Source organism: Nonomuraea harbinensis, from assembly GCF_019396385.1.
In the GTDB taxonomy this organism is placed as follows: domain Bacteria; phylum Actinomycetota; class Actinomycetes; order Streptosporangiales; family Streptosporangiaceae; genus Nonomuraea; species Nonomuraea ferruginea.
In genome coordinates, this window is the sequence record NZ_JAHKRN010000001.1 from 372,669 (window position 1) to 392,466 (window position 19,798).

A 19,798-nucleotide genomic window follows, 5' to 3' on the forward strand; every position below is an offset into this window, starting at 1 on the left:
AATCTGTGCATGTTTTCCTTTCTCTCGCGTACCTGATCTTGTTGTATGTAATCATGGCTTCACTGTCAAGATCTTGATCACCTGACGGCTTATGCGCAGGCCTGCCCAGTGGACTCGTTGAAGTCCAACGCGTGGCGGTGCTGGCCGCGATCGGCCGGAGAGCCGCAGCGCGGCCAGCGACCGCCCAACGCGCGCCAGGCCGCCGCAGGCGGGCTGGCCTTGATGACGAGCAGATAAGTTGCTTTCTGGGTTGCCCGTAGCTGTGTCTGATGGTGCTTGAGCTACTGGTGGCAGGGCTGAGCGATGGACCAGATGCGGGTCATGCTCGTGAGGTAAGTCGCTGCTGGCCCTTCGTCGTCGCCACCGGTGAGGTGCATGACCGGGGCGTTGGCTGCGGGCGTGCCGTAGGCGTGGGTGTTGACGAGCAGTTCGTTGTCGGCCTGGTAGATGGAGTTATAGAGCACGGTGCGGTGAAGGCGGATCTGGACGCCTTGGACTCGGAGCAGGGGCCGGTACAGCGCCAGCGCGTTCTTAACCCTGGCTGCCATCACCTCGGCGCCGATGCCCTCGTCGGCTCCGCGCTGGGCAACGGCCTCCCCCTCGGGATCGCCCAGGAGGATGCAGACCTTGACGCCGGCCTTCGCGCGGGCCGTGAGGCTGTCGAGAACCGCCCGGTCCTCGGCCAGGAACAACGCGCTGTAGGCCAGGATGCCGATGTCCTGTCGGGCAGCGCTGAAGTGATTGCGCCAGACCGTTTGAGGGACGGCCCAGCGGTGCGGATAGATCGCCTCGACGCCTGCGGCGAGTGCGTGGTGTCGTGGCGCGACCTCCGGCCATAGGTCGGCCTCGTCGACGTGGAGGAGGTCGGCGACGGCCCAGCGGTGACGCGGGTAGGGAATGCGGCCTTGAAGCCATCGGCTGACGGTCTTGGGGTCGACAGCCAGGGCGGCAGCGACGTCGATGGTGTTGAGCCGGGCGGCGGCCAGTGCGTAGCGGAGGTTGTCGTTCACGACCGGCCTGCTCCTTCCGGAAGGTGACCCTGTGCTGCGACGTTAACATCAGACGTCCCTAGACGTCCCCAAGTTGCGGTGTTCCCGCCCCACCTGCTGGGGCGAACCTCGACCCACAGCACACGCACCCGCACCCGCACCGACGTCAGGGAGACTCGGCATGCAGACCAGCAAGACCATCAAGGACCAGCAACGCGCCTACGCACAACGGCTGCTGGCCGCCCTCCGCGAGCAGCTGTCCGCGCGGGACGTCACGGCGGTGCTCATCATCACCGCCGACGGCCGCCCCGCCCTGGACGTGACCGACAGCCGAGGCCGGATGCGGCGGGTGTTCGTGCACCTGTCGTTCTGCTGGTTCTACTGGGGCGACCAGAACGACGAACGGGTCTCCTTCCTCCAGATGGCCGGCGCGGTCGACCGCATCGAGCAGGCCGCCCGCGACGGCTGGCACGACGGCGAGCAGGGCGAACTCAGCATCAACCTGGACCACATCCTCGATGCCCACCGCGGCTGAGACGATGGCCGAGCGCCGATGGCTGACCGGCGGGCGCGCCTACCCCCAGATCGCCAGCCGCATCCGCGACCAGATCCACACGGGCCAGTTCCCGCCCGGCACGGTCCTGCCCTCTGAGGCGGAGCTGTGCCGGACGTTCGGCGTGGCCCGCAACACCGTCCGGCGCGGCCTGGCCCTCCTGGAGAAGGAAGGGCTGGTGGTCACCGTCCCGTCCAAGGGCCACGTGGTCGCCGGGCAGCCCGGAGCCACCTCGTACCGGTACCAGGAGATCGCCGCGACCCTGCGCGAGCAGATCCAGTCCGGCGACCTCGCCCCCGGTGCGGCGTTGCCGAGTGAGGCCGAGCTACGCCGCCGCTTCGCCACCTCGCGCAACACCGTGCGGCAAGCCCTGGCCGTCCTGGAGCACGAGGGGCTGATCGTGGCCGAGCATGGCCGGGGCCGTTTCGTCCGAGATTGACACACCCGCTGGCGAGACGTCCGGGGACGTCTCGCCTCGCCCTCTGGATGCGAGGGCGGCCTTGCCGCCTATCGTGAACCACGTGGGACAAGTTGAGTGGGCATACGGCCTGGCCAAGGACCTGCTGAAGGCGGAGCTGCCCCGGCGCTGGGCGCACACCCAAGGGGTAGCCGAGCAGGCCGAGAGGCTGGCCCCGATCCTCGGCGCGGCCACCAACATCCTGATCGCCGCGTGCCTGCTGCATGACATCGGCTACGCCCCGGACCTGGTCGACACCGGCATGCACCAGCTCGACGGCGCCCGCTACCTGCGCAACGTGGCCGGGGCCGATGAGCGGCTGTGCCGTCTGGTGGCCTACCACTCCTGCGCGGACAACGAGGCCCGCCAACGCGACCTGCTCGACGTCCTGGCCAAGGAGTTCAACCAGGAACGGCCCGACCTGGCGCGGGCGCTCACCTACTGCGACATGACCACCGATCCGGACGGGCGGCATCTGGACGTACGGGACCGGCTGGCGGAGATCCACTCCCGGTACGGTCCCGAGCACGTGGTGAGCCGGTCGATCACCGATGCGACGCCGTGCATCGTGTCGTCGGTGCGGGCGGTGGAGGCGGCGCTAACCGATGTGCGGCAGGCCGGTACCGGCTAGGTAGTGCTCGATCCGCATCCGCATCGACCGATCCATCGTCAGTCCCGCCACCTGGTCGCGGGAAACCCAGCGGACCTCGCGCGACTCACTGCTCGGCGTCGGTTCGCCGCTGACGGCACGGCCGGTCAGCACGAGGGAGAACTCTTGGCGGGCCTCGCCGTTGCTGGTGTAGAGGATGACGTGGCGGGGGTCGCTGTAGGTGCCGACCAGACCGGTGATCTCACACAGGATGCCGGTCTCCTCCAGCGTCTCCCGTACGGCGGCCTGAGGAATGGACTCGCCCAGGTCGATCGCGCCGCCGGGGACGGCCCAGTTGTCGTTGTCGGTACGGCGGATCATCAGCACGTCGCCGGCCTCGTTGGTGACGATGACGTTCACGGACGGCACGAGGCTGTTGGGCTTGGGCGCGTCGGGGTCGTCGTAGAAGTCGATGCGTCGTGCCATCACGGCTCCACCGGCTTGGCCTGGTCCCATACCTTGTCGAAGCTGTCGGCGTAGGTGGCCACCATGTCGCCACCCGCCACCCGTCGCAGGTGCAGCACGGGGGCGTTGCCGGCACGGCTGCCGTACACGTGGGTGTTGATCAGAAATTCATCGTCGGCGCGGTAGATCGAGTTGTAGAGCACCGTGCGGTGCATTCGGATCTCGACGTTGTCCAGTCCGCTGATCGGCCGGTACAGCACCAGAGCGTTACGGATCTGCGCGGCCAGTCCGTCGCCGCTCTCCTCGTCGGCGCCGCGCTGGGCGACCTCGGCGCTGTCGGGATCGCCGAGCAGGATGCGCACCCGTACTCCCGCGCGGGCCTTGTCGCCGAACAGTCGCACCATGCCGCCGTCGTCGGCCAGGAACAACCCGCTGTAGACAAGGACGCCGATGTCCTGCGACGCGGCTCCGAACAGTCGTCCCCAGATGTCCCGGGGCACCGACCAGCGGTGCGGGTAGATCGCGATAATCTCGCTCCGCGACGCGGACGTCACCTGCTCGGGGCTGAGCGCTTCCGGCCACAGGTACGCCTCGTCCACCCCCAGGTACGAAGCCGTGGCAAAGCGGTGCTTACGGTACGGCTCACGCCCCTTGGTCACCCACCGCTCGACCGTCTTGGGGTCGACCTCGATGGCCTGGGCCAGATCGGCGATGGACACGCCTTTCCGTAGCAGGGCCGCGCGTAGCCGTTCGTTCGCCATCTCTCCCGCTCCGTGGGACGTCCGGGGACCTGGCCATCGTAGGCCGGACGTCTTGAACATGTCCCGTCGTGTAGTGATCTCGTCCTGACACTCCGTCGCATTCTCGGTTCGCAAGCAAGAACCACAACCGAGAAGGAGGCGATCGGAATGAGTCACGAGATCTATCCCGAGCCCATCTGCGCCTGCGGCGCACACCTGGACGAGGGCCAGAGCCGGTGCCGCAAGTGCCACGCACGGGAGCGGTGGATCAAGAAGCAGGCGGCCAAGCGCACCCGGCATACCGCCCGGCGCGAGGAGACCCGTCGTCCCCCGCGCGCTCCGCGTGGCCTGGCCTCGGCGGGGGTGATCTGGTCATGACCATGATCCCGCTGATCATCGCCGGAGTCATCGGCGTCGCGCTGCTGGTCGGGTACGTGGCGGTGCTGGTCGGCATCCGCCGTGAGGACAAGCGGCTGAGCCTGCGGCAGAGCCCGGATGGGGCTTCGGCGGCGCTGGCGCGGCGGGTTACCGGCTGCTACGTCCGGGGCGGCGTGTCGTGGACGTAGCCAACTGCTCTTCGACCTTCGCCAACCGCTTCGACAGGTCCTGGACGGTGGCGCGCAGCTCGGCCACCTCCTCAGAAACCTCGGCGACGTCGCCGGCCTTCGCCGGCGGTGGGAGTTCATCGGCGTCGCGGACGAACACGCCCTTGCCCTGCTGGCCGATCACCAGGCCCTCAGTACGCAAGACCCCGACGGCGAGCTTCACCACCGACAGGGACGCGCCGTACTGCTCGGCAAGGCGAGTGGTGGACGGCAGCGGGGTTCCGGGCGCAAGGGACCCGCCGCGGATCTGCGCGCGCAGGTCGTCGGCGATCTGGAGGTAGGCGGGCTGCCCGGTGTTTTTGACCATCGCCCTTCTATCTCACCACGAATGTTCGACCTGGCCAACCGAGGGAACATTGACAACCGAGCCAACTAGGTCAACTATGTTGCTCACGATGAAAGAGGAGGTCACCACCCATGCGTTCCGTCCCGATCCCCGTGGATGTCAGCAAACTCGCCATCACCTGCGTCAAAGCCCCCCGCCCGAGGGTGCTCAACCGCGACACCGGCGAGATCAAGACCGACAAGAACGGCAACACCGTCTACGAAGTCACCGTCTCCGTCGAAGACGAGTTCGGCCGGATCGAACTCGTCAAGATCGGCATCACCGGCGAACCGCCCATCGGCGTGGGCGACCAGGTCAACGCGGTCGGCCTGCTCGGCTACGTCTGGGAGATCGCCGGCCGGTGGGGCATCGCCTACCGCGCCACCGCCCTGCTCCCCGTGCGGGAGGCCGCCGATGTCTGACCAGCACTGGTGGGCACTCGGAGTCCTGGCCGCCGTCGCGGCCGGGCTCTGGGCCTGGCGCCGCTTGCACTACCCCTCCTTCTGGCTCGCCCTTGGCTTCCCGCTCGTCGCCCTGTCCGTCCGCGCCTCGTGGCGGCGGGTGGCGCTCGGCTGTGGGCTGACCAAGAAGCGGCAACGCTGGTGGTTCACCACCGTGCCCGGCGCGATCGCCTCCACCGGACTGGTGAAGGTCCGCCGCCGGTTCCAGCGGGTCGCCGTCGACACCAAACCGTTCATGTGGCTGCCCAAGCCGACCCGGCACGGCTGGCGCGTCACCTTGCACACCCTGGAAGGCCAGACTCCCGGCGACTACGCCGACGCCGCCGAACGCCTGGCGCATTCCTGGGGCGTGCATGCCGTTCGGGTGTCCTCGCCCCGGCCCGGCCGCGTGGTGCTGATGGCGACCATTCGCGACCCGCTGGTCAAGGTCAACGACCTCCCGGCCTCCCCGCAACTGCTGAAGGTCACCGTGGGCCGCTTGGAGACCGGACAGCCGTGGGTGATCGACTTCCGTACGGTCCCGCACTGGCTCAACGCGGGTGCGACCCAGTCCGGCAAGTCGAACCTCGCCAACGCGCTCATCGTCGGCCTCGCGCCGCAACCAGTGGCGCTGGTCGGCTTCGACCTCAAGGGCGGCGTCGAGTTCACCCCCTACGCTCCACGCCTGTCGGCCCTGGCCACCTCCCGCGCCGAGTCCGTCGACCTGCTGGGTGACCTGGTCGGGTTGATGATCGACCGGATGGGGCTGTGCCGTCAGGCCGGTGCCCGCAACATCTGGCAACTGCCGCCCGCTATCCGCCCCGTCCCGGTCGTGGTCCTGGTCGACGAGCTGGCCGAGCTGTACCTGATGGCTGACAAGAGCGAGAAGGACGAGATCGCCAAGACCTCTACCGCGCTCCTGAGGGTTGCGCAGCTCGGGCGGGCCTTCGGCCTCTACCTGTTCTGCTGCGGCCAACGGATCGGCTCCGACCTCGGACCTGGGGTGACCGCCCTCCGCGCGCAGTGCTCCGGCCGGATCTGCCACCGGGTCAACGACCCAGAGACCGCGACCATGACCCTCGGCGACCTCGACCCGGCCGCCCTCGTCTCCGCCCGCGCCATCGCCTCCGAGACGCCGGGCGTCGCGATCGTCGCCTCACAAGACGGCCAGTGGTACCGCGCACGCTCCTTCTACGTCACCGAGCAGGCCGCCGAACACGCCGCCCACACCCACGCCCACCTCACCCCGGCCTGGGACGAGATCACCGCCCACCTGCCCGAACCCATCACCGCCTGAAGCCCGCCTGAACTCATGAAGGGAGGAACGATGCGACGCTTGGCCTGCTGGCTGCTCGACACCGGCCCGGTCCTCATCCTGGCCGCCATCGCGGGTGCCGGATCGTTCACCCACATCCGCGACACCGCCACCGAGCACGGCCAGACCGGCTGGATGGCCTGGGCCGTCGCCGTCTGCATCGACCTGACCTGCGTCATGGCCGCCCGCGAACGCCAGCGCGACAAGAAGACCGGCAGCAGCCAGCGGGGCCGCGTCACCTGGCCCGTCCTCGTCCTGACCGGCGGCATCATCTTGTCCCTGGCGGCCAACCTCGCCCAAGCCAAGCCGACCGTGTGGGGCTGGATCACCGCCGCCACCCCGGCCGCCGCCTTCCTCATCGCCGTCTCGATGCTGGAACGCCGCGCCACCCGGCCGGAGCCGTCCGCCGTCCCGGCGGTCTCATCCGCGCCCGTCCTGGCTCCCTCCCCGCTCCCGCGCCTCGTCCCGCACGACGGCCCGGACCAGGACGAGGCCCAGCCCGACCGGGACGGCGGTCTCGCCCCCGCCCTGGTCGACTTCGCCCGCCGCGTCGCCGACGATCACCACGCCAAGCACGGCCGACCGATCACCCGCGACGCGCTCCGCGCCCACCTGGGCGTGTCCAACCAGCTCGCCTCAGACCTGCTGCGCACCGTGCGCACCGCCTGACCAGAAAGGACCCCACAGCCATGCGCATCCGCATCGACGGCACCCGAGCCGAAATCGTCGACGCCCTGTTCCGCCTGCGCCTGCACTTCACCGTCTACGCCGTCTCCCGCGCCTACCCCGACCGCGCCCACCCGCACCACTGGCGCGTCTACCTCACCACCCGCCCGAGCGAAAGGAGGTGACCATGCCCGATGACCTGACGGTGATCCGCTACCGCTGCTGCACCTGCGGCGGCACCGGCCTGCACTCCGAAGGCGACCGGTGCGCCGACTGCGACGGCACCGGCATCGACAACCACGGCGCATAAGCGCAGCGCCCCCGGCCTGGCCGTACATCCGCCAAGACACACGCCAGGTCGGGGGCCATCCCCATCACCCGAACGAGTGAGAGGAGGTCTCCATCTTGCCCGCAACCCATGCCAACGCGCACGCCATCACCGGCATGATCAAGCGCCTCAACCGCGACGACTACGACCGCTGGGCATCCCAGATCCGCCACACCGGCGGCTGCCGCCAGCCCATCCACCTCCGTGGCAAGGTCGAACACTACGACCGCGCCACCGGAGCACTGCTCCACCGCTACACCACCCGCACCGAACCTGACGGCGTCCTGCGAGTTCCGTGCAAGACCCGCCGCGCCTCCCGCTGCCCGGCCTGCGCGGAGGTCTACCGCGCCGATACCTACCAACTCATCCGCGCGGGCCTCATTGGCGGCAAGGGCGTCCCCGAGACCGTCAAGAGCCACCCGACGCTGTTCGTCACCCTGACCGCCCCGTCCTTCGGCACCGTCCACGCCCGCCGAGAGCACAGCGGCAAAGTGCAGCCCTGCCACGCCCGCCGCGACGCCGAGACCTGCCCGCACGGGCGGGTGATGTCCTGCACCGAGCGGCACAGCAAAGATGACCCGCGCCTCGGCGAACCGCTGTGCCCCGACTGCTACGACTATGACGGCTCGGTGCTGTTCAACGCCCTGGCGCCGCTGCTGTGGAAGCGCTTCGCCGACTCCCTCCGCCGCGCCCTCGCCAAGGCCGGCGGCCTGGCCCTCAAGGACCTACGCCACCACCTGACCCTCTCCTTCGCCAAGGTCGCCGAATACCAGCGGCGCGGCGTCGTCCACTTCCACGCAGTCATCCGCCTCGACGGCCCGGACGGACCCACCACACCGCCACCGGCCTGGGCCACCGCCGACGCCCTCACCCCGGCCGTCCAGCACGCCGCCCGTGCGGTCTCAGCCACCGCACCCGCTCACGACGACCAACCCGAACGCGTCCTGCGCTGGGGTACCCAGCTCGACATCCGGCCCATCACCCTGAACGGCGATCTCACCGAACAAGCTGTTGCCGGTTACATCGCCAAGTACGCCACCAAGGCCGCCGAATGCGTCGGCACCCTCGATCGCCGCATCAACCCCCTCGACACTCTGGACGCCTTCAACCTGCGCGACCACGCCCGCCGCCTCATCACCACCGCCCTACACCTGGGCACCGTGCCCGAACTGGCGGAGCTGCGGCTTACCGAGTGGGCGCACATGCTCGGATTCCGCGGCCACTTCTCCACCCGCTCCCGCCGCTACTCCACCACTCTCGGCGAACTCCGAGCAGCCCGCGAACAACACGCCCGCGACAACGAGATCACCACCGGCCGCCTGCCCCTCTTCGAGGAGGACACCGTCCTGGTGATCAGCACATGGGAGTACGCGGGCAAGGGCCATTCCCTGGGAGACCAACTCCTCGTCGCTGCCCTGACTGGCACGAGCCTTACCGGGTCGACGGACCTGGAGGCCGGTCCTCATGGATGACCTAGTGCTCACCGTCGATGAGGCCGCCCAGCGCCTCCGGGTCAGCCGGTGGACCCTCTACACCCTCATCCGCTCCAACCAGCTCCAGACCATCAAGATCGGCCGTCGCCGCCTCGTTCCGGCTGACGCCCTGGCCGACTGCATCAGGACCCTCGTGGAGGTGGCGCGATGACGAAGACCATGCTCGGCACCCCAGAGGAAGAGCCGAAGCGTCGGACCGGCCGCCGCATCCGCAAGCGCTCCAACGGTGAGGGAAGCATCTGGCCCCGCAAGGATGGCCGCTATGGGTACGCGGCCTTCGTCCAGACCACCGCCGGAACCGTGAAGCGTGTTCAGGGTTCGGCACGGACGCATGAGGACGCCCGGAAGAAGCTGACCGAACTTCTCCGCCAGGCCGACGAGGGTATCCCCGTCTCCTCGGAGAACTGGACGCTGGCCGACTTCCTGAACTACTGGCTGAAGAACATCGTCAGCCAAGAGCGGCGCCCCAAGACCTACCAGGGGTACGAGGGCGTCGTCCGGCTCCACCTCATTCCCGGCCTGGGTAAGAAGCGCCTGGGCAAGCTCAACGCCCAGGACGTCCGCCTCTTCATCAACCGCGTCCGCTCCGAGTGCCAGTGCTGCAGGAACGGCTGGGACGCTTCCCGCGAGAAGCCGGTGTGCTGTGCGCTCAAGGGCGGTCAGTGCTGCGATTCCCGCTTGTCCACGCGCATGGTTCAGTCCATCCATGCAGTCCTTCGGAACGCCCTGGAGTGCGCCGTACGAGAGGAAATCATCGCTCGCAACGTCGCCAAGCTCGTCAAGGTCCCGGTGCCCAAGTACAAGGTCAATCGTGGCCTGACTGTCCCGCAGGCTCGTGCCGTTCTCAAGGCTGCTCGGGATCACCGGCTCTACGCGCTGTATGTTTTGGCGCTCTGCCTCGGCCTGCGCCGTGGGGAGCTCCTCGGGCTCCGCTGGGTGGACGTCGACCTTGAGGCCGGCAAGCTGGAAGTGGTCCAGAGCCTCCAGCGGGTCGCGGGCCGCCTCCAGTTCGTCCGCCCGAAGACCTCCGACTCGGAGCGGACTGTCCCGCTGCCGCCCATCTGCGTAGAGGCCCTGCGGGAGCACCGGAGGAAGCAGTTCGCCGAACGCTCGGACCGCTGGGAGGAGTGGACGGAGCACGGTCTCGTCTTCCCCTCGCGCTGTGGCACCCCACTGGAGCCGGACAACCTACGGCGAAGCTGGGGAGCCATCCGCAAGGCCGCCGACCTCGGCGAGATGAGGTTCCACGACCTTCGCCACACCTGTGTGACGCTCCTGCTCAACCTCGGCGTACCACCCCAGGTCGTCCGGGACATCGTCGGTCACAGCGACATCGAGGTCACCATGACCATCTACGCCCATGCCTCCCTGGACGACAAGCGTGCTGCGCTACGCAGACTCGGGGATGCACTCGAATAGTCGGCAGCCTATTGACCGTTACGGATGCCCCGGCGATGCTGTCGGGGCATCCTCACGTCTTGTGACACCTTGAGGAGTCGCAACGAGATGACGGAGACAGGGGAACCCGCCCAAGGCGCACAGCAAGTAGCACAACCGGCTCAGCGAGCGCAACGACGTTCGTCAGCACTCTGGACTCACAAGGATGGTGTCGTCTTCGGCATCGGAGTTCTTGCCGCTGGCGTAATGGCCGTCGTAGGGCTGGTCGACATCCCACCGTTCTGGATGTTCATGCTGTGCTTCGTCATTGCAGCAGTCGTCGCTCTCATCACGCGCACGGTCAGCACTCGAACCCTGCGGCAGAAGGTGAACGCGCTCTGGCTAGCCCTAGGTTGTTCTCTGCTCATCCCGCTCGGCTCAGTTGCTTACCAACAATGGTTCGATGACGCCAACAAAGATGAAATCTTCCGACTCATCGCGACCGGCCCAGATACAGGTGTTTGGCGCCCCGCCATCGGGCCGGGAGAGTCCCTTGATCGCTTTGCGTACTCACCCATACCGGGTGGCCGGGAGGTCCACGTCCGTTGCTATGTGGACCTGCCCGGGCAAAACCGTTGGTACGACGTGATCTCGCCGTCTGATGGGTGGCTTCCGGACGATGCTATCGTCCCTGTGCCGCATCTGCCGACGCCCGAGATCCCAGAGTGCAGTGACTGACGTTGCTGTCACTGTTGCTGTCACCAGAGATCAAAAAGCCCCGAACGGTGATCCGTCCGGGGCATCTTGGCTGGTCAGTTGAGGTGGTCAGGGGCGGGGTCGAACCGCCGACCTTCCGCTTTTCAGGCGGACGCTCGTGCCAACTGAGCTACCTGACCTAGAGCGGTCCTGACGGGACTTGAACCCGCGACCTCCACCTTGACAGGGTGGCGAGCACTCCAAACTGCTCTACAGGACCTTGCTTCGTTCGTTTTGCGCTCGCTTAGCTTACCAGCTCCCCGGTGGCCTCAGACCATCCGTTTCGCGGTGCGCTTCGCGCTCGCAGTGCCCCCAACGGGATTCGAACCCGTGCCGCCGCCTTGAAAGGGCGGTGTCCTAGGCCGCTAGACGATGGGGGCTCAGGATTCCCTGTCGCCTTCCGTCGGAGACCTCTGAAGCATAGGGGACGATCGCCCCTCATGCCAAAGCGGCATTCCGTTGGCCGGCGTGGTCGGGCCGTCGACCGTTCCCGATGGCGACGGGGCGCTCGTTGGCTCTGGGGAGATTGTACGTGCCGGGTCGGGTTCCACGTGACGTTGGACGTACACCGATTGCTCGCCGAGGCCGCCGAGGGTGATGTCGTCCCAGGCCTGCAGGCGTTTCGTCTCCTTGTCGAAGTACAGGACGGAGGCCTGGACGGGGGTGGGTTCCTCGTGTTCGAGTGCGCGCAGGCCGGCGCCGCCCGTGGAGCCCTGGACGATGACGCGGGTGCCGGTGGGCAGCATGGTGGTCTTGCGGACGTGGGCGTGGCCGGACAGGACGAGCGGGGTGGTGCCGGAGAAGCCGCGGGCGACGATGTCGTCGTGCACGGCCACGAGGTCGGCGTCCTCGACGGCGGCCCGGTGGTCGCGGCCGAACTGTTCCATCGAGGCGGGGTCCGGGTTGACCGCGGTGGTCTTGTCGGGGGTGAAGCGGGGGTCGCCGAGGCCGTAGATGTCCAGGCCCTCCACGTTGCGCATCTTGTCGTCGAGGACGATGGCGTTCTTCTGTTTCGCGACCGCGCGCTGGGTGGCCTTGGAGTCGTGGTTGCCGCGGACGAACACGTAGGGGACACCTAGGGTGCCGATCTCCTCGACGAACTTGTTCTCCGCCTGCGTGCCGTGGTCGGAGATGTCGCCGGTGTCGATGATCAGGTCGACGGAGAACTGGTCCTTCAGGGAGCGGATCACGTTCCAGGCGATCGGATTGATGTGGATGTCGGAGACGTGCAGGACCCGGATGGACCGGTCGTCGGCGTCGTACAGAGGAAGGGTCGAGACGGCTTCGTACAGCTTTGAGACATTCGTCACAAGCTTGGTGAGCTGCGCGCGGTACGACTCGAACCTGGTCACGATGGCCTCCGCGCTGCCCACCAGGGAGGGCGCGGCGGCGATCAGGCCGGAGTAGCGGGGCTCGACGAGCGAGCTCGGCTGGAACGTACGGACCGCGAACATCCCCGTGCCGGCCAGGGCCACCGACGCCGCGATCAGGCCCGCCAGGGCCACCAGCGGGCGCCTGAACACCATCAGGACCGCGAGCAGCGCGCCGGCGCCCGCGCACAGCAGTGAGCGGATCGCGAGCTCGCCCACGCCGTCCATCAGGTCGCGTTCGATGATGCCGGGCAGCCGGTCGGTCAGCCTGGGGTCCTCCAGGAGGAGGCGGGCGCGCTCCTGGTCGATGTTCTCCAGGGTGATGCGGAGCGTCAGGGGCGCGTCGTGGCTGCGGAACGTGAGCGTGCCCAGCGGGCTGGCGTCCACGATCGTCTCGCCGGTCCACGACGGCCGGACGGTCATGCCGGTCTCGACCGGGCCGATCTGCGCTCGTACGGTGCCGCTCAGGAAAATGCCCAGCCAGGCGCCGGCCGCGGCCACCAGGAGCACCGCCGCAGCCTTGGTCACTCTCGACTGGATGACCTTTTTGAGCACGTCCGAGAAGTTCATACGCTTTCTTGGATACCCGAGCCGAGAGGCAGAATGACAATTGTGATCGAGGTTTCGCCGGAGAGGTTCGATGAGCTCGTGTCCGAGGCGCTGGACACGATCCCGCCCGACCTGACCCGGGTCATGAGCAACGTCGTCGTGACCGTCGTCGACGATCCACCAGAACCCCACCTGCTAGGCCTGTACACCGGCATTCCTCTCACCGAGCGCGGCGACTGGTACTCAGCCGTTTTGCCCGACCGGATCGAGATCTACCGCAATCCGATCTGTCAGATCTGTGACACCGAAGAGCAAGTGATCGAGGAAGTACGGATCACGGTGGTTCACGAGATCGGCCACCACTTCGGCATCGACGACGCCCGCCTGCACGAGCTGGGCTGGTAACTCTTTGCACAGGACGCGCTGCTTTGGGTTGCACGTTGCCGATTGATCGGGCACCTTAGGTGACATATTCAACACTGTGAGTCAGGCACAGCGGAGTCCAGTGGGGGCCATGCGGGCGCGACGGCTGACGGGGCGGCACAGGCGATCCACTGAGCGCCAGGCCACCTATGGCGAGGTCATCGCCGTCAAAGAGTTCAGAGCGCTCTGGTACGCACAGGGCCTGTCGCTGCTCGGTGACCAGCTCGCTCAGGTGGCGCTGGCCGTGCTCGTCTACGACCGCACCAAGTCGGCGCTGGCCACCGCCGCCGTCTACGCGCTCACCTACCTGCCGTCGATCCTGGGCGGGCCGCTGCTCGCAGGGCTGGCCGACCGGTTCGCGCGCCGGGGCGTGATGCTGGTCTGCGACCTGCTGCGGGCCGGGCTGGTGTGCGTGATGGCGCTGCCGTTCATGCCCTTCCCTGTGCTGTGCGCGCTGGTGTTCCTCGTCGTGCTGCTCAGCGCGCCGTTCTCGGCCGCGCGCGCGGCCGTGCTGCCCGAGGTGCTCGCAGGCGACCGGTACGTGGTCGGCTCGGCATTGCAGAACATGACGAACCAGGCCGTGCAGATGCTCGGCTTCGCCGCGGGCGGCGCGATGATCGCCGCCATGGGCCCGTACCGCGCCCTGGCCCTGAACGCCGCCACCTTCCTGGCGTCGGCGCTGATCCTGGTCACCGGCGTGCGGCGGCGGCCCGCTCCGGGCCGTCCCGGAGCCAGGCCGTCCATGTGGGCGATGACCAGAGCCGGAGCCAGACTCGTCTTCGGTGACCGCAAGCTGCGCACGCTCGTGCTCTTCGCCTGGCTGTGCGGCTTCTACGTGCTGCCCGAAGGCATCGCGGTGCCGTACGCGGTCGCGCTCTACACCGGCGTCATGCCCGTCCCGGTGATCACCGGTCTGCTGATGGCGGCGATGCCGGCCGGCACCGTGGTGGGCGCGTTCCTGTTCAGCCGGTTCGTCTCGCCGCCGGGCAGGCTGCGGCTGATGGGGTGGCTGGCCATGCTGAGCTGCGCGCCCCTCGTCGTGACCGCGATGCGGCCGCCGTTGGAGGTGGTGCTGGCGGCATGGTTTCTATCCGGGGTCGGGGGTGCCTACCAGCTCGCGGCGAACGCGGCGTTCGTCCAGCGGGTGCCCGACGGCCAGCGCGGGCAGGCGTTCGGCCTGGTGCATTCCGGCCTGATGGCGGTGCAGGGGATCGCCATCCTGATCGGCGGTTACGCCGCCGAACGGCTCGGCCCCGAGCCGGTGGTCGCCCTGTCGGGCATCACCGGCCTCACGGCCGCCGTCGTGCTGACCGTGATCTGGGCCGACGCGCGCGGCGCCAGGATGCGCGCGCAGGCCACTGTCTGATCACTGCCGCGGCTTGTGGTCGTCCTCGGTCCAGGGGCTGCCGGTGCTGCTGCTCTTCTGCTGCTGCTTGGCCAGCAGGTCCTGCACGATCGAGGTGTCCTTGCCCTCCTCGGGCAGGAGCAGCCAGCCGATCGCGTAGACGCCGATGCCGAGGCCGCCGAAGAGCGTGACGATCGCCAGGCCGATGCGGATGATGTTGGGGTCGATGCCGACGTACTCGCCGACGCCGGAGCAGACGCCGCCGAGGATCCGGCCCTTGTGGGTCCTGCGCAACTGCTTGCTGCTGTGATATTCGCTCATGACTCAAGACTGCCCTCAACCCTGGCATTCGCACATCAGGATTGCCCCTGGTAGAACCCTGGTAGCCCCCTATAACGAGGAGAGGAGCACGTCATGGACGATCTGCTGCGCCTGGACGACCGCCTCGACGGTGACCAGAGGCTGATCCGCGACACCGTCCGCTCCTTCGTCGCCGACCGCGTCCTGCCGCACGTCGGCGACTGGTTCGAGGAGGCCACGTTCCCGGCGCGCGAGCTCGCGCCCGAACTCGGCTCGCTCGGCCTGCTCGGCATGCACCTGCAGGGCTACGGCTGCGCCGGCACGGACGCGACCTCGTACGGGGTGGCCTGCCGCGAGCTGGAGGCCGGCGACTCGGGGCTGCGGTCGTTCGTGTCGGTGCAGGGCTCGCTGGCCATGTTCCCCATCTGGCGGTACGGGTCGGACGAGCAGAAATCGGAATGGCTGCCGCGGATGTCCGCCGGTGAGGCGATCGGGTGCTTCGGACTGACCGAGCCCGACCACGGATCCGACCCCGCGAGCATGCGCACGTACGCCAAGCGCGACGGCTCCGACTGGGTGCTCAACGGCTCCAAGATGTGGATCACGAACGGATCCGTCGCGGACGTCGCGGTGGTGTGGGCGCAGACTGACGACGGCGTCCGCGGCTTCGTCGTCCCCACCGACACCCCGGGCTTCTCCGCCCCTGAGATCCACAAGAAGCTGTCCCTCAGGGCATCGGTCACGTCATCGCTCTACTTCGACGACGTGCGCCTGCCCGAGTCGGCCGTGCTGCCCGGGGTCGGCGGGCTGAAAGGGCCGTTGTCGTGCCTGTCCGAGGCGCGCTTCGGGATCCTGTGGGGGGCGGTGGGCGCCGCGCGGGCCTGCGTCGAGGCGGCCGTCGAGTACGCCCAGACCCGCGTCCAGTTCGGCAAGCCGATCGGCGCCTTCCAGCTGACCCAGGAGAAGCTGGCGTGGATGTACGTGGGGCTGGCCCAGGCAGGGCTGACCGCGCTGCACCTGGGCGCCCTGAAGGACGCGGGTGAGCTTGAAGCCCGGCAGATCAGCTTCGGCAAGATGGCCAACGTGCGCTCCGCCCTGGACATCGCCCGGCAGGCCCGGTCCATTCTCGGCGGCAACGGGATCACGCTGGAGTACCCTGTGATCAGGCACATGAACAACCTGGAGAGTGTGCTCACGTACGAGGGGACCCAGGAGATCCACACCCTGGTGCTGGGCGAGGCGCTGACGGGGCTGGCGGCATACCGGTAAAGGGCGTCGCGGGGTTGGCGGTAACCTCGGTACGCTTGGCTGTTGCTAGGGGGCGTTAGCTCAATTGGCAGAGCTGCGGACTTTTAATCCGTAGGTTCCGGGTTCGAGCCCCGGGCGCCCTACCACTTTTTCCCCTTCTGACCTGGGCCTTTGCCTCCGTTCTGGAATCCACAGGGCCGCCTGAGCCCTCTTGGGAGACCGAGGGGAGACCGCCAGTTCCGGACGCTTCTCTGGGAACGATCGCCACGAGTGCTTCGGCCATCTCGTGCGCAAGCTCCGGCAGCACTGTCGTGTAGGTGTCTTCCGTGATCGAGGTCGAGCTGTGCCGCAGCATCGTGGAGACCATTTTGGTGTCGGCGCCGGCCGCGTACGCCAACGTCGCGGCGCAGTGGCGGAGGTCGTGCAACCGGATCGGCGGCACCCCCGCTTCGTACGCCAGGATCGAGAACTGTTCGCTGACCCATGCCGGATGCAGCTCCGAGCCGTCCTCGTGGGTGAAGATCCGGCCCGTGTCCTGCCACGCCTCACCCCACTCCAGGCGCTCGGCGTGCTGTCGCGCCCGATGCTCCTCCAGCACCGCCACCGTGCCCGTATCCAGGGCCGTCACGCCGTCGGTGGCCTCGGTCTTGGGGTCGCCCTCCTCGAAGTCCCATCCGATCTGTACGAGCTGCTTCTCCACAGCGAGGGTGCGCTCCGCGACGTCGAGGAACTCCCACTTGGCTCCGCATGCCTCACCTCGGCGCAAGCCCCGGAACGCGATCAAGTGGAAGAGGGCGTACAGCCGGTGCTGGTAGGCATGATCGAGAAATTTCCCGAGCTGGACTGGCGTCCACACCATAACTGGTGGTGGCCGTAGCTCGGCCGCCTCCCAAATCCGTACGGCGCTGACCTTCTTACCGCCCTTCTGGGTCCGAACGTCGTCGAGCTTCGTGCCGAACTTCTCGTTGAATACGGCTACGCGCTGCGCGGTCCAGACCAAGGCCTTGGGCCGCTTCGCCGGGTCAAGCTTGATCGCTTTGGCATTGTTCACGCTGATGACCTCCTGCCGCACGGCCTCGCTCAACACCGTGCTCAGGGTCGCTCGGATACGGATCTTCGTCGCAGGCCCGGTGACTCTCATGCCTCGCACCGAGGCCCGGACAGCGGGGGCGTCCGACCCCTTCTCGTACCTCAGCCTCGATGGGAGCCACCGTTTTCATGTCCATCACATCGGAAGCCCACCCACCAACCGACCCCGACGCGGACCTCGAAGCGCCCAAGGACTTCCGCCTGGCGCGGATCCCCGTGCGCCAGCTCGGCCACTTTCCCGACAACGTGCGGGAGGACTACCACATCACCCAGGAGTTCTGCGCCTCCCTCAAGGCCGAGCTGCAGGTCCCGGTGACGGTCATCCCCATCCCGGACGACTACCAGCGCGGCGAAGGAGAACAAGAGCACCGCTGGTGGGTGGTCAAGGGCAACCGCCGCCTGGAAGGCGCCATCACGATCAAGCTGCCGAAGCTGCTGTGCCTGATCGACCTGACCAAGGGCGACGACCAGGCGAGCCTGCTCGTGGACCAAGTCGTGGAAAACGACGACGACTTCCGCATCGGGCTCACCCCGTTCGAGCAGTCCCGCGCCCTGTTCAAGGCCCACCAGCTCGGCGCTTCCCGTACCGAGATCCGCCGGCGCACCGGCCGCACCCGCGAGGAGGTCTCCCAGGCCATCGCCGCGGGCAAGCTGTCAGAGCAGACCCGCCGCACGGCTCAGGTCATGGAGTACGACTGGACGCTGGACGAGCTCGCGCTGCTGCAGGAGTTCGACGCAGACCCCGAGGCGCTGGCCCAGATCGATGCGCTCATCACCCGCTGGGGGCACACCGGCCGACACGCCATCGAGCGGGTACGCCGCGACCGTCAGGAAGCGGCCGCGCACGCCCAAGCGCGGGCCGAGCTGGAAGCCGCGGGCATCTCGGTGACCGAGGACGAACCGGCCGGCGCCGTCCGGCTCAGCCGGCTGTCAGCCACCGTGGTGGGTTTCGACCCCGACCAGCACGCCGACTGCCCCGGCCATGGGGCGTTCTTCCCCAGCTTGCGCCCCGATCGGCCAGAGCTGTACTGCAGCGTGCCCGAGCAGCACGGCTACACCCCGCCGCCGACCATCACGTTCCCGCGGCCCGCCAAGCCGCAGGAGGACGGCCCCTCCCGCAAGATCGTCATCGAGGGCAACCGGGCATGGATGGCGGCCGCCACGGTTCGCCAGGAGTGGCTGGCTACATTCCTGGCCCGCAAGAGCGCGCCCAAGCCGGTCGCCCGGTTCGTCACCCGGATTCTCAACGACATGCCGGCGCCGGTGCGCGACAAGCTCGGCTCGGCCTCGCTGTCCACGCTGTACGGCAAGCTCGGCGGGCCCGCCGACCTGGACGCGGCGCTGGCCACCGCCGCCTCCGGCCGGTTGGCGATGCTGCAACTGCTGCCGATCGCGGTGGCGTGGGAGTACCAGATGAGCGTGGCCTCGGCCGAGTGCAAGAACGCCTGGCGCGAAGGCCGCTACAGCCCCTGCTCGACCGCGGACGCCGCCGTCTGGCTGCGGTTCCTGGTCAACGAGCTGGGGCCGGAGCTGGGGGACAAGGCGTACGCGCCGGCGCCGATCGAGCAGGCCCTGATCGACGGCACGCCCTACCTCGGTGACACCCCCGCCGACGCTGACCCGGTCGCTTCCGCTCAGGAAAACGACGTCGCCGGCGATGAGAACGCCGACGCCGCCTCGGAGGCGGACGGCCTCACGCAGGACGCCCAGGCGGCCTGACATTCATCCCGCCGAACGTCCGCCGGTCGCAGCTACGGCTCGGCCTCGCGTTCTCGTTCCCTCTGACCAGACCTGATCTGACATCACACGCAGAGAGCCGGTGATTATGGCTAGTCGCGGATTCGTCGGTTTCGTCGTCGACCGGACCGAGAAGATCGCCTACAACCACCACGATTCCGGCCCGACCGGAGTCGGCCTGATCGTCCTGTCGTGGCTGCGCATCACCATGAAGACCCCGCAGGCGCTGCGCGAGCGCGTCACCGCACTGCGGGTCGTCGACCCCGGCAGCCGACCGACCGTGCACGACATCGAACGGCTGGCCGAGCACGCCGACCCGCACGCCTCACCTCGCGGGGTCACGTTCTGGATGGAACTGCTCTGGCAAACCCAGGGCGACCCCGACGCCATGCTGCGCGCGGGCGTCATCGAGGACGCCTCCTCCTACCCCGTCGAGGCCTCCGACTGCGAGTGGGGCTACCTCATCGACCTCGACACCACAGTCTTCGAGGTGTACCGGGGCAAGCAGGCCGCCCCGCACAACCGCGGCCGCTTCGTCACCCAGCCTCACCCCGACGATCACTTTCCGGTGGCCCTGGTCGCGGGGTGGCGATTCGACCAGTTGCCGAGCGACGACGAATTCCTCACCACCCTGTAACC

At 68.2% G+C, this 19,798-nt stretch carries 25 protein-coding genes, 4 tRNA genes and 1 pseudogene; 20 read left to right on the forward strand and 10 right to left on the reverse strand.

Features of this window, described 5'->3' with window-relative positions:
• Positions 1 to 281 precede the first annotated feature (281 nt).
• Entirely contained in the window at positions 282 to 1,010 is a 729-nt protein-coding gene (locus tag KME79_RS01800) for an XRE family transcriptional regulator (protein ID WP_219543013.1), read from the reverse strand.
• A 160-nt stretch (positions 1,011 to 1,170) separates the two neighbouring features.
• Here KME79_RS01800 and KME79_RS01805 point away from each other — a divergent pair, with 160 nt between their 5' ends.
• From KME79_RS01805 to KME79_RS01815, 3 genes are all read left to right on the forward strand, one after another.
• On the forward strand, positions 1,171 to 1,524 hold the full coding sequence (locus KME79_RS01805) for a hypothetical protein (RefSeq protein ID WP_219543014.1): 354 nt from the start codon (positions 1,171 to 1,173) through the stop codon (positions 1,522 to 1,524).
• Positions 1,508 to 1,981 carry a GntR family transcriptional regulator gene (locus tag KME79_RS01810; protein WP_246639064.1) on the forward strand — a complete coding sequence of 158 codons (474 nt, stop codon included), beginning with the start codon at positions 1,508 to 1,510 and terminating at the stop codon, positions 1,979 to 1,981. The genes KME79_RS01805 and KME79_RS01810 overlap by 17 nt, the downstream gene beginning before the upstream one ends.
• A gap of 82 nt (positions 1,982 to 2,063) precedes the next feature.
• Entirely contained in the window at positions 2,064 to 2,630 is a 567-nt protein-coding gene (locus tag KME79_RS01815; RefSeq protein ID WP_308248745.1) for an HD domain-containing protein, read from the forward strand.
• On the opposite strand, the gene KME79_RS01820 is transcribed toward KME79_RS01815, so the two are convergent.
• Positions 2,598 to 3,074: an NUDIX hydrolase gene (locus KME79_RS01820; protein ID WP_219543016.1), complete on the reverse strand. Its 477-nt coding sequence runs from the start codon at positions 3,072 to 3,074 to the stop codon at positions 2,598 to 2,600. The two genes, KME79_RS01815 and KME79_RS01820, sit on opposite strands and share 33 nt — an antisense overlap.
• On the reverse strand, positions 3,074 to 3,814 hold the full coding sequence (locus tag KME79_RS01825; RefSeq protein WP_219543017.1) for a helix-turn-helix domain-containing protein: 741 nt from the start codon (positions 3,812 to 3,814) through the stop codon (positions 3,074 to 3,076). The genes KME79_RS01820 and KME79_RS01825 overlap by 1 nt, the downstream gene beginning before the upstream one ends.
• Before the next feature lie 147 nt (positions 3,815 to 3,961).
• Between KME79_RS01825 and KME79_RS01830 the strand changes: the two genes are divergently transcribed.
• Positions 3,962 to 4,171 (forward strand): hypothetical protein, encoded by a 210-nt coding sequence (locus KME79_RS01830; RefSeq protein WP_219543018.1) that lies wholly within the window; start codon positions 3,962 to 3,964, stop codon positions 4,169 to 4,171.
• Positions 4,168 to 4,359: a hypothetical protein gene (locus KME79_RS01835; RefSeq protein WP_219543019.1), complete on the forward strand. Its 192-nt coding sequence runs from the start codon at positions 4,168 to 4,170 to the stop codon at positions 4,357 to 4,359. The genes KME79_RS01830 and KME79_RS01835 overlap by 4 nt, the downstream gene beginning before the upstream one ends.
• Here the strand turns inward: KME79_RS01835 and KME79_RS01840 are convergent.
• On the reverse strand, positions 4,319 to 4,705 hold the full coding sequence (locus KME79_RS01840; protein WP_219543020.1) for a GntR family transcriptional regulator: 387 nt from the start codon (positions 4,703 to 4,705) through the stop codon (positions 4,319 to 4,321). The genes KME79_RS01835 and KME79_RS01840 overlap by 41 nt on opposite strands.
• A gap of 110 nt (positions 4,706 to 4,815) precedes the next feature.
• Between KME79_RS01840 and KME79_RS01845 the strand changes: the two genes are divergently transcribed.
• The 9 genes from KME79_RS01845 (at position 4,816) to KME79_RS01880 (ending at position 11,080) form a co-directional block, all read left to right on the forward strand.
• Entirely contained in the window at positions 4,816 to 5,145 is a 330-nt protein-coding gene (locus KME79_RS01845) for an SCO3933 family regulatory protein (protein WP_219543021.1), read from the forward strand.
• Positions 5,138 to 6,460 (forward strand): FtsK/SpoIIIE domain-containing protein, encoded by a 1,323-nt coding sequence (locus KME79_RS01850; protein WP_219543022.1) that lies wholly within the window; start codon positions 5,138 to 5,140, stop codon positions 6,458 to 6,460. Before KME79_RS01845 ends, KME79_RS01850 begins: the two co-directional genes overlap by 8 nt.
• A 30-nt stretch (positions 6,461 to 6,490) precedes the next feature.
• Positions 6,491 to 7,147 carry a DUF2637 domain-containing protein gene (locus tag KME79_RS01855; RefSeq protein WP_219543023.1) on the forward strand — a complete coding sequence of 219 codons (657 nt, stop codon included), beginning with the start codon at positions 6,491 to 6,493 and terminating at the stop codon, positions 7,145 to 7,147.
• Between the two features lie 20 nt (positions 7,148 to 7,167).
• The gene (locus tag KME79_RS01860; protein WP_219543024.1) at positions 7,168 to 7,329 is read left to right on the forward strand and encodes a hypothetical protein; all 162 of its coding nucleotides are present in this window, start codon (positions 7,168 to 7,170) and stop codon (positions 7,327 to 7,329) included.
• 2 nt (positions 7,330 to 7,331) lie between these two features.
• Entirely contained in the window at positions 7,332 to 7,454 is a 123-nt protein-coding gene (locus KME79_RS46085; RefSeq protein WP_281429241.1) for a hypothetical protein, read from the forward strand.
• Between the two features lie 134 nt (positions 7,455 to 7,588).
• Entirely contained in the window at positions 7,589 to 8,944 is a 1,356-nt protein-coding gene (locus KME79_RS01865; RefSeq protein ID WP_219543075.1) for a replication initiator, read from the forward strand.
• On the forward strand, positions 8,937 to 9,116 hold the full coding sequence (locus tag KME79_RS01870; protein WP_148035283.1) for a helix-turn-helix domain-containing protein: 180 nt from the start codon (positions 8,937 to 8,939) through the stop codon (positions 9,114 to 9,116). The genes KME79_RS01865 and KME79_RS01870 overlap by 8 nt, the downstream gene beginning before the upstream one ends.
• Positions 9,113 to 10,384 carry a tyrosine-type recombinase/integrase gene (locus tag KME79_RS01875; RefSeq protein WP_219543025.1) on the forward strand — a complete coding sequence of 424 codons (1,272 nt, stop codon included), beginning with the start codon at positions 9,113 to 9,115 and terminating at the stop codon, positions 10,382 to 10,384. The genes KME79_RS01870 and KME79_RS01875 overlap by 4 nt, the downstream gene beginning before the upstream one ends.
• 87 nt (positions 10,385 to 10,471) lie before the next feature.
• The gene (locus KME79_RS01880) at positions 10,472 to 11,080 is read left to right on the forward strand and encodes a hypothetical protein (protein ID WP_219543026.1); all 609 of its coding nucleotides are present in this window, start codon (positions 10,472 to 10,474) and stop codon (positions 11,078 to 11,080) included.
• Positions 11,081 to 11,164: 84 nt separating this feature from the next.
• Here KME79_RS01880 and KME79_RS01885 read toward each other — a convergent pair.
• The 4 genes from KME79_RS01885 to KME79_RS01900 all read right to left on the reverse strand — a co-directional run bounded on the left by KME79_RS01885 (position 11,165) and on the right by KME79_RS01900 (position 13,023).
• Positions 11,165 to 11,238 (reverse strand) — tRNA-Phe (locus KME79_RS01885).
• 5 nt (positions 11,239 to 11,243) lie between these two features.
• A tRNA-Asp gene (locus tag KME79_RS01890) sits at positions 11,244 to 11,318 on the reverse strand.
• A gap of 87 nt (positions 11,319 to 11,405) precedes the next feature.
• A tRNA-Glu gene (locus KME79_RS01895) sits at positions 11,406 to 11,478 on the reverse strand.
• A complete protein-coding gene (locus KME79_RS01900; RefSeq protein WP_308248747.1) occupies positions 11,479 to 13,023 on the reverse strand; it encodes a metallophosphoesterase family protein in 1,545 nt (514 codons plus the stop codon).
• 48 nt (positions 13,024 to 13,071) lie between these two features.
• Between KME79_RS01900 and KME79_RS01905 the strand changes: the two genes are divergently transcribed.
• Positions 13,072 to 13,422: a metallopeptidase family protein gene (locus KME79_RS01905; RefSeq protein WP_246639066.1), complete on the forward strand. Its 351-nt coding sequence runs from the start codon at positions 13,072 to 13,074 to the stop codon at positions 13,420 to 13,422.
• Between the two features lie 109 nt (positions 13,423 to 13,531).
• On the forward strand, positions 13,532 to 14,806 hold the full coding sequence (locus KME79_RS01910; protein WP_219543029.1) for an MFS transporter: 1,275 nt from the start codon (positions 13,532 to 13,534) through the stop codon (positions 14,804 to 14,806).
• Here KME79_RS01910 and KME79_RS01915 read toward each other — a convergent pair whose 3' ends face one another.
• Complete coding sequence (locus KME79_RS01915) at positions 14,807 to 15,106, reverse strand: PspC domain-containing protein (RefSeq protein ID WP_148035278.1); 300 nt, start codon at positions 15,104 to 15,106, stop codon at positions 14,807 to 14,809. It lies immediately after the preceding gene.
• Positions 15,107 to 15,199: 93 nt separating this feature from the next.
• On the opposite strand from KME79_RS01915, the gene KME79_RS01920 reads away from it, so the two are divergent.
• Positions 15,200 to 16,354, forward strand: a complete 1,155-nt coding sequence (locus KME79_RS01920; protein ID WP_219543030.1) for an acyl-CoA dehydrogenase family protein — start codon at positions 15,200 to 15,202, stop codon at positions 16,352 to 16,354.
• Between the two features lie 49 nt (positions 16,355 to 16,403).
• A tRNA-Lys gene (locus KME79_RS01925) sits at positions 16,404 to 16,479 on the forward strand.
• Between the two features lie 218 nt (positions 16,480 to 16,697).
• Here the strand turns inward: KME79_RS01925 and KME79_RS47350 are convergent.
• A pseudogene (locus KME79_RS47350) lies at positions 16,698 to 17,474 on the reverse strand (tyrosine-type recombinase/integrase); the annotation flags it as partial.
• Between the two features lie 77 nt (positions 17,475 to 17,551).
• On the opposite strand from KME79_RS47350, the gene KME79_RS01935 reads away from it, so the two are divergent.
• Both KME79_RS01935 and KME79_RS01940 read left to right on the forward strand, forming a co-directional pair.
• Positions 17,552 to 19,141 carry a ParB/RepB/Spo0J family partition protein gene (locus KME79_RS01935; RefSeq protein WP_219543031.1) on the forward strand — a complete coding sequence of 530 codons (1,590 nt, stop codon included), beginning with the start codon at positions 17,552 to 17,554 and terminating at the stop codon, positions 19,139 to 19,141.
• Positions 19,142 to 19,247: 106 nt separating this feature from the next.
• Positions 19,248 to 19,796: a hypothetical protein gene (locus KME79_RS01940; protein ID WP_219543032.1), complete on the forward strand. Its 549-nt coding sequence runs from the start codon at positions 19,248 to 19,250 to the stop codon at positions 19,794 to 19,796.
• Positions 19,797 to 19,798 lie beyond the last annotated feature (2 nt).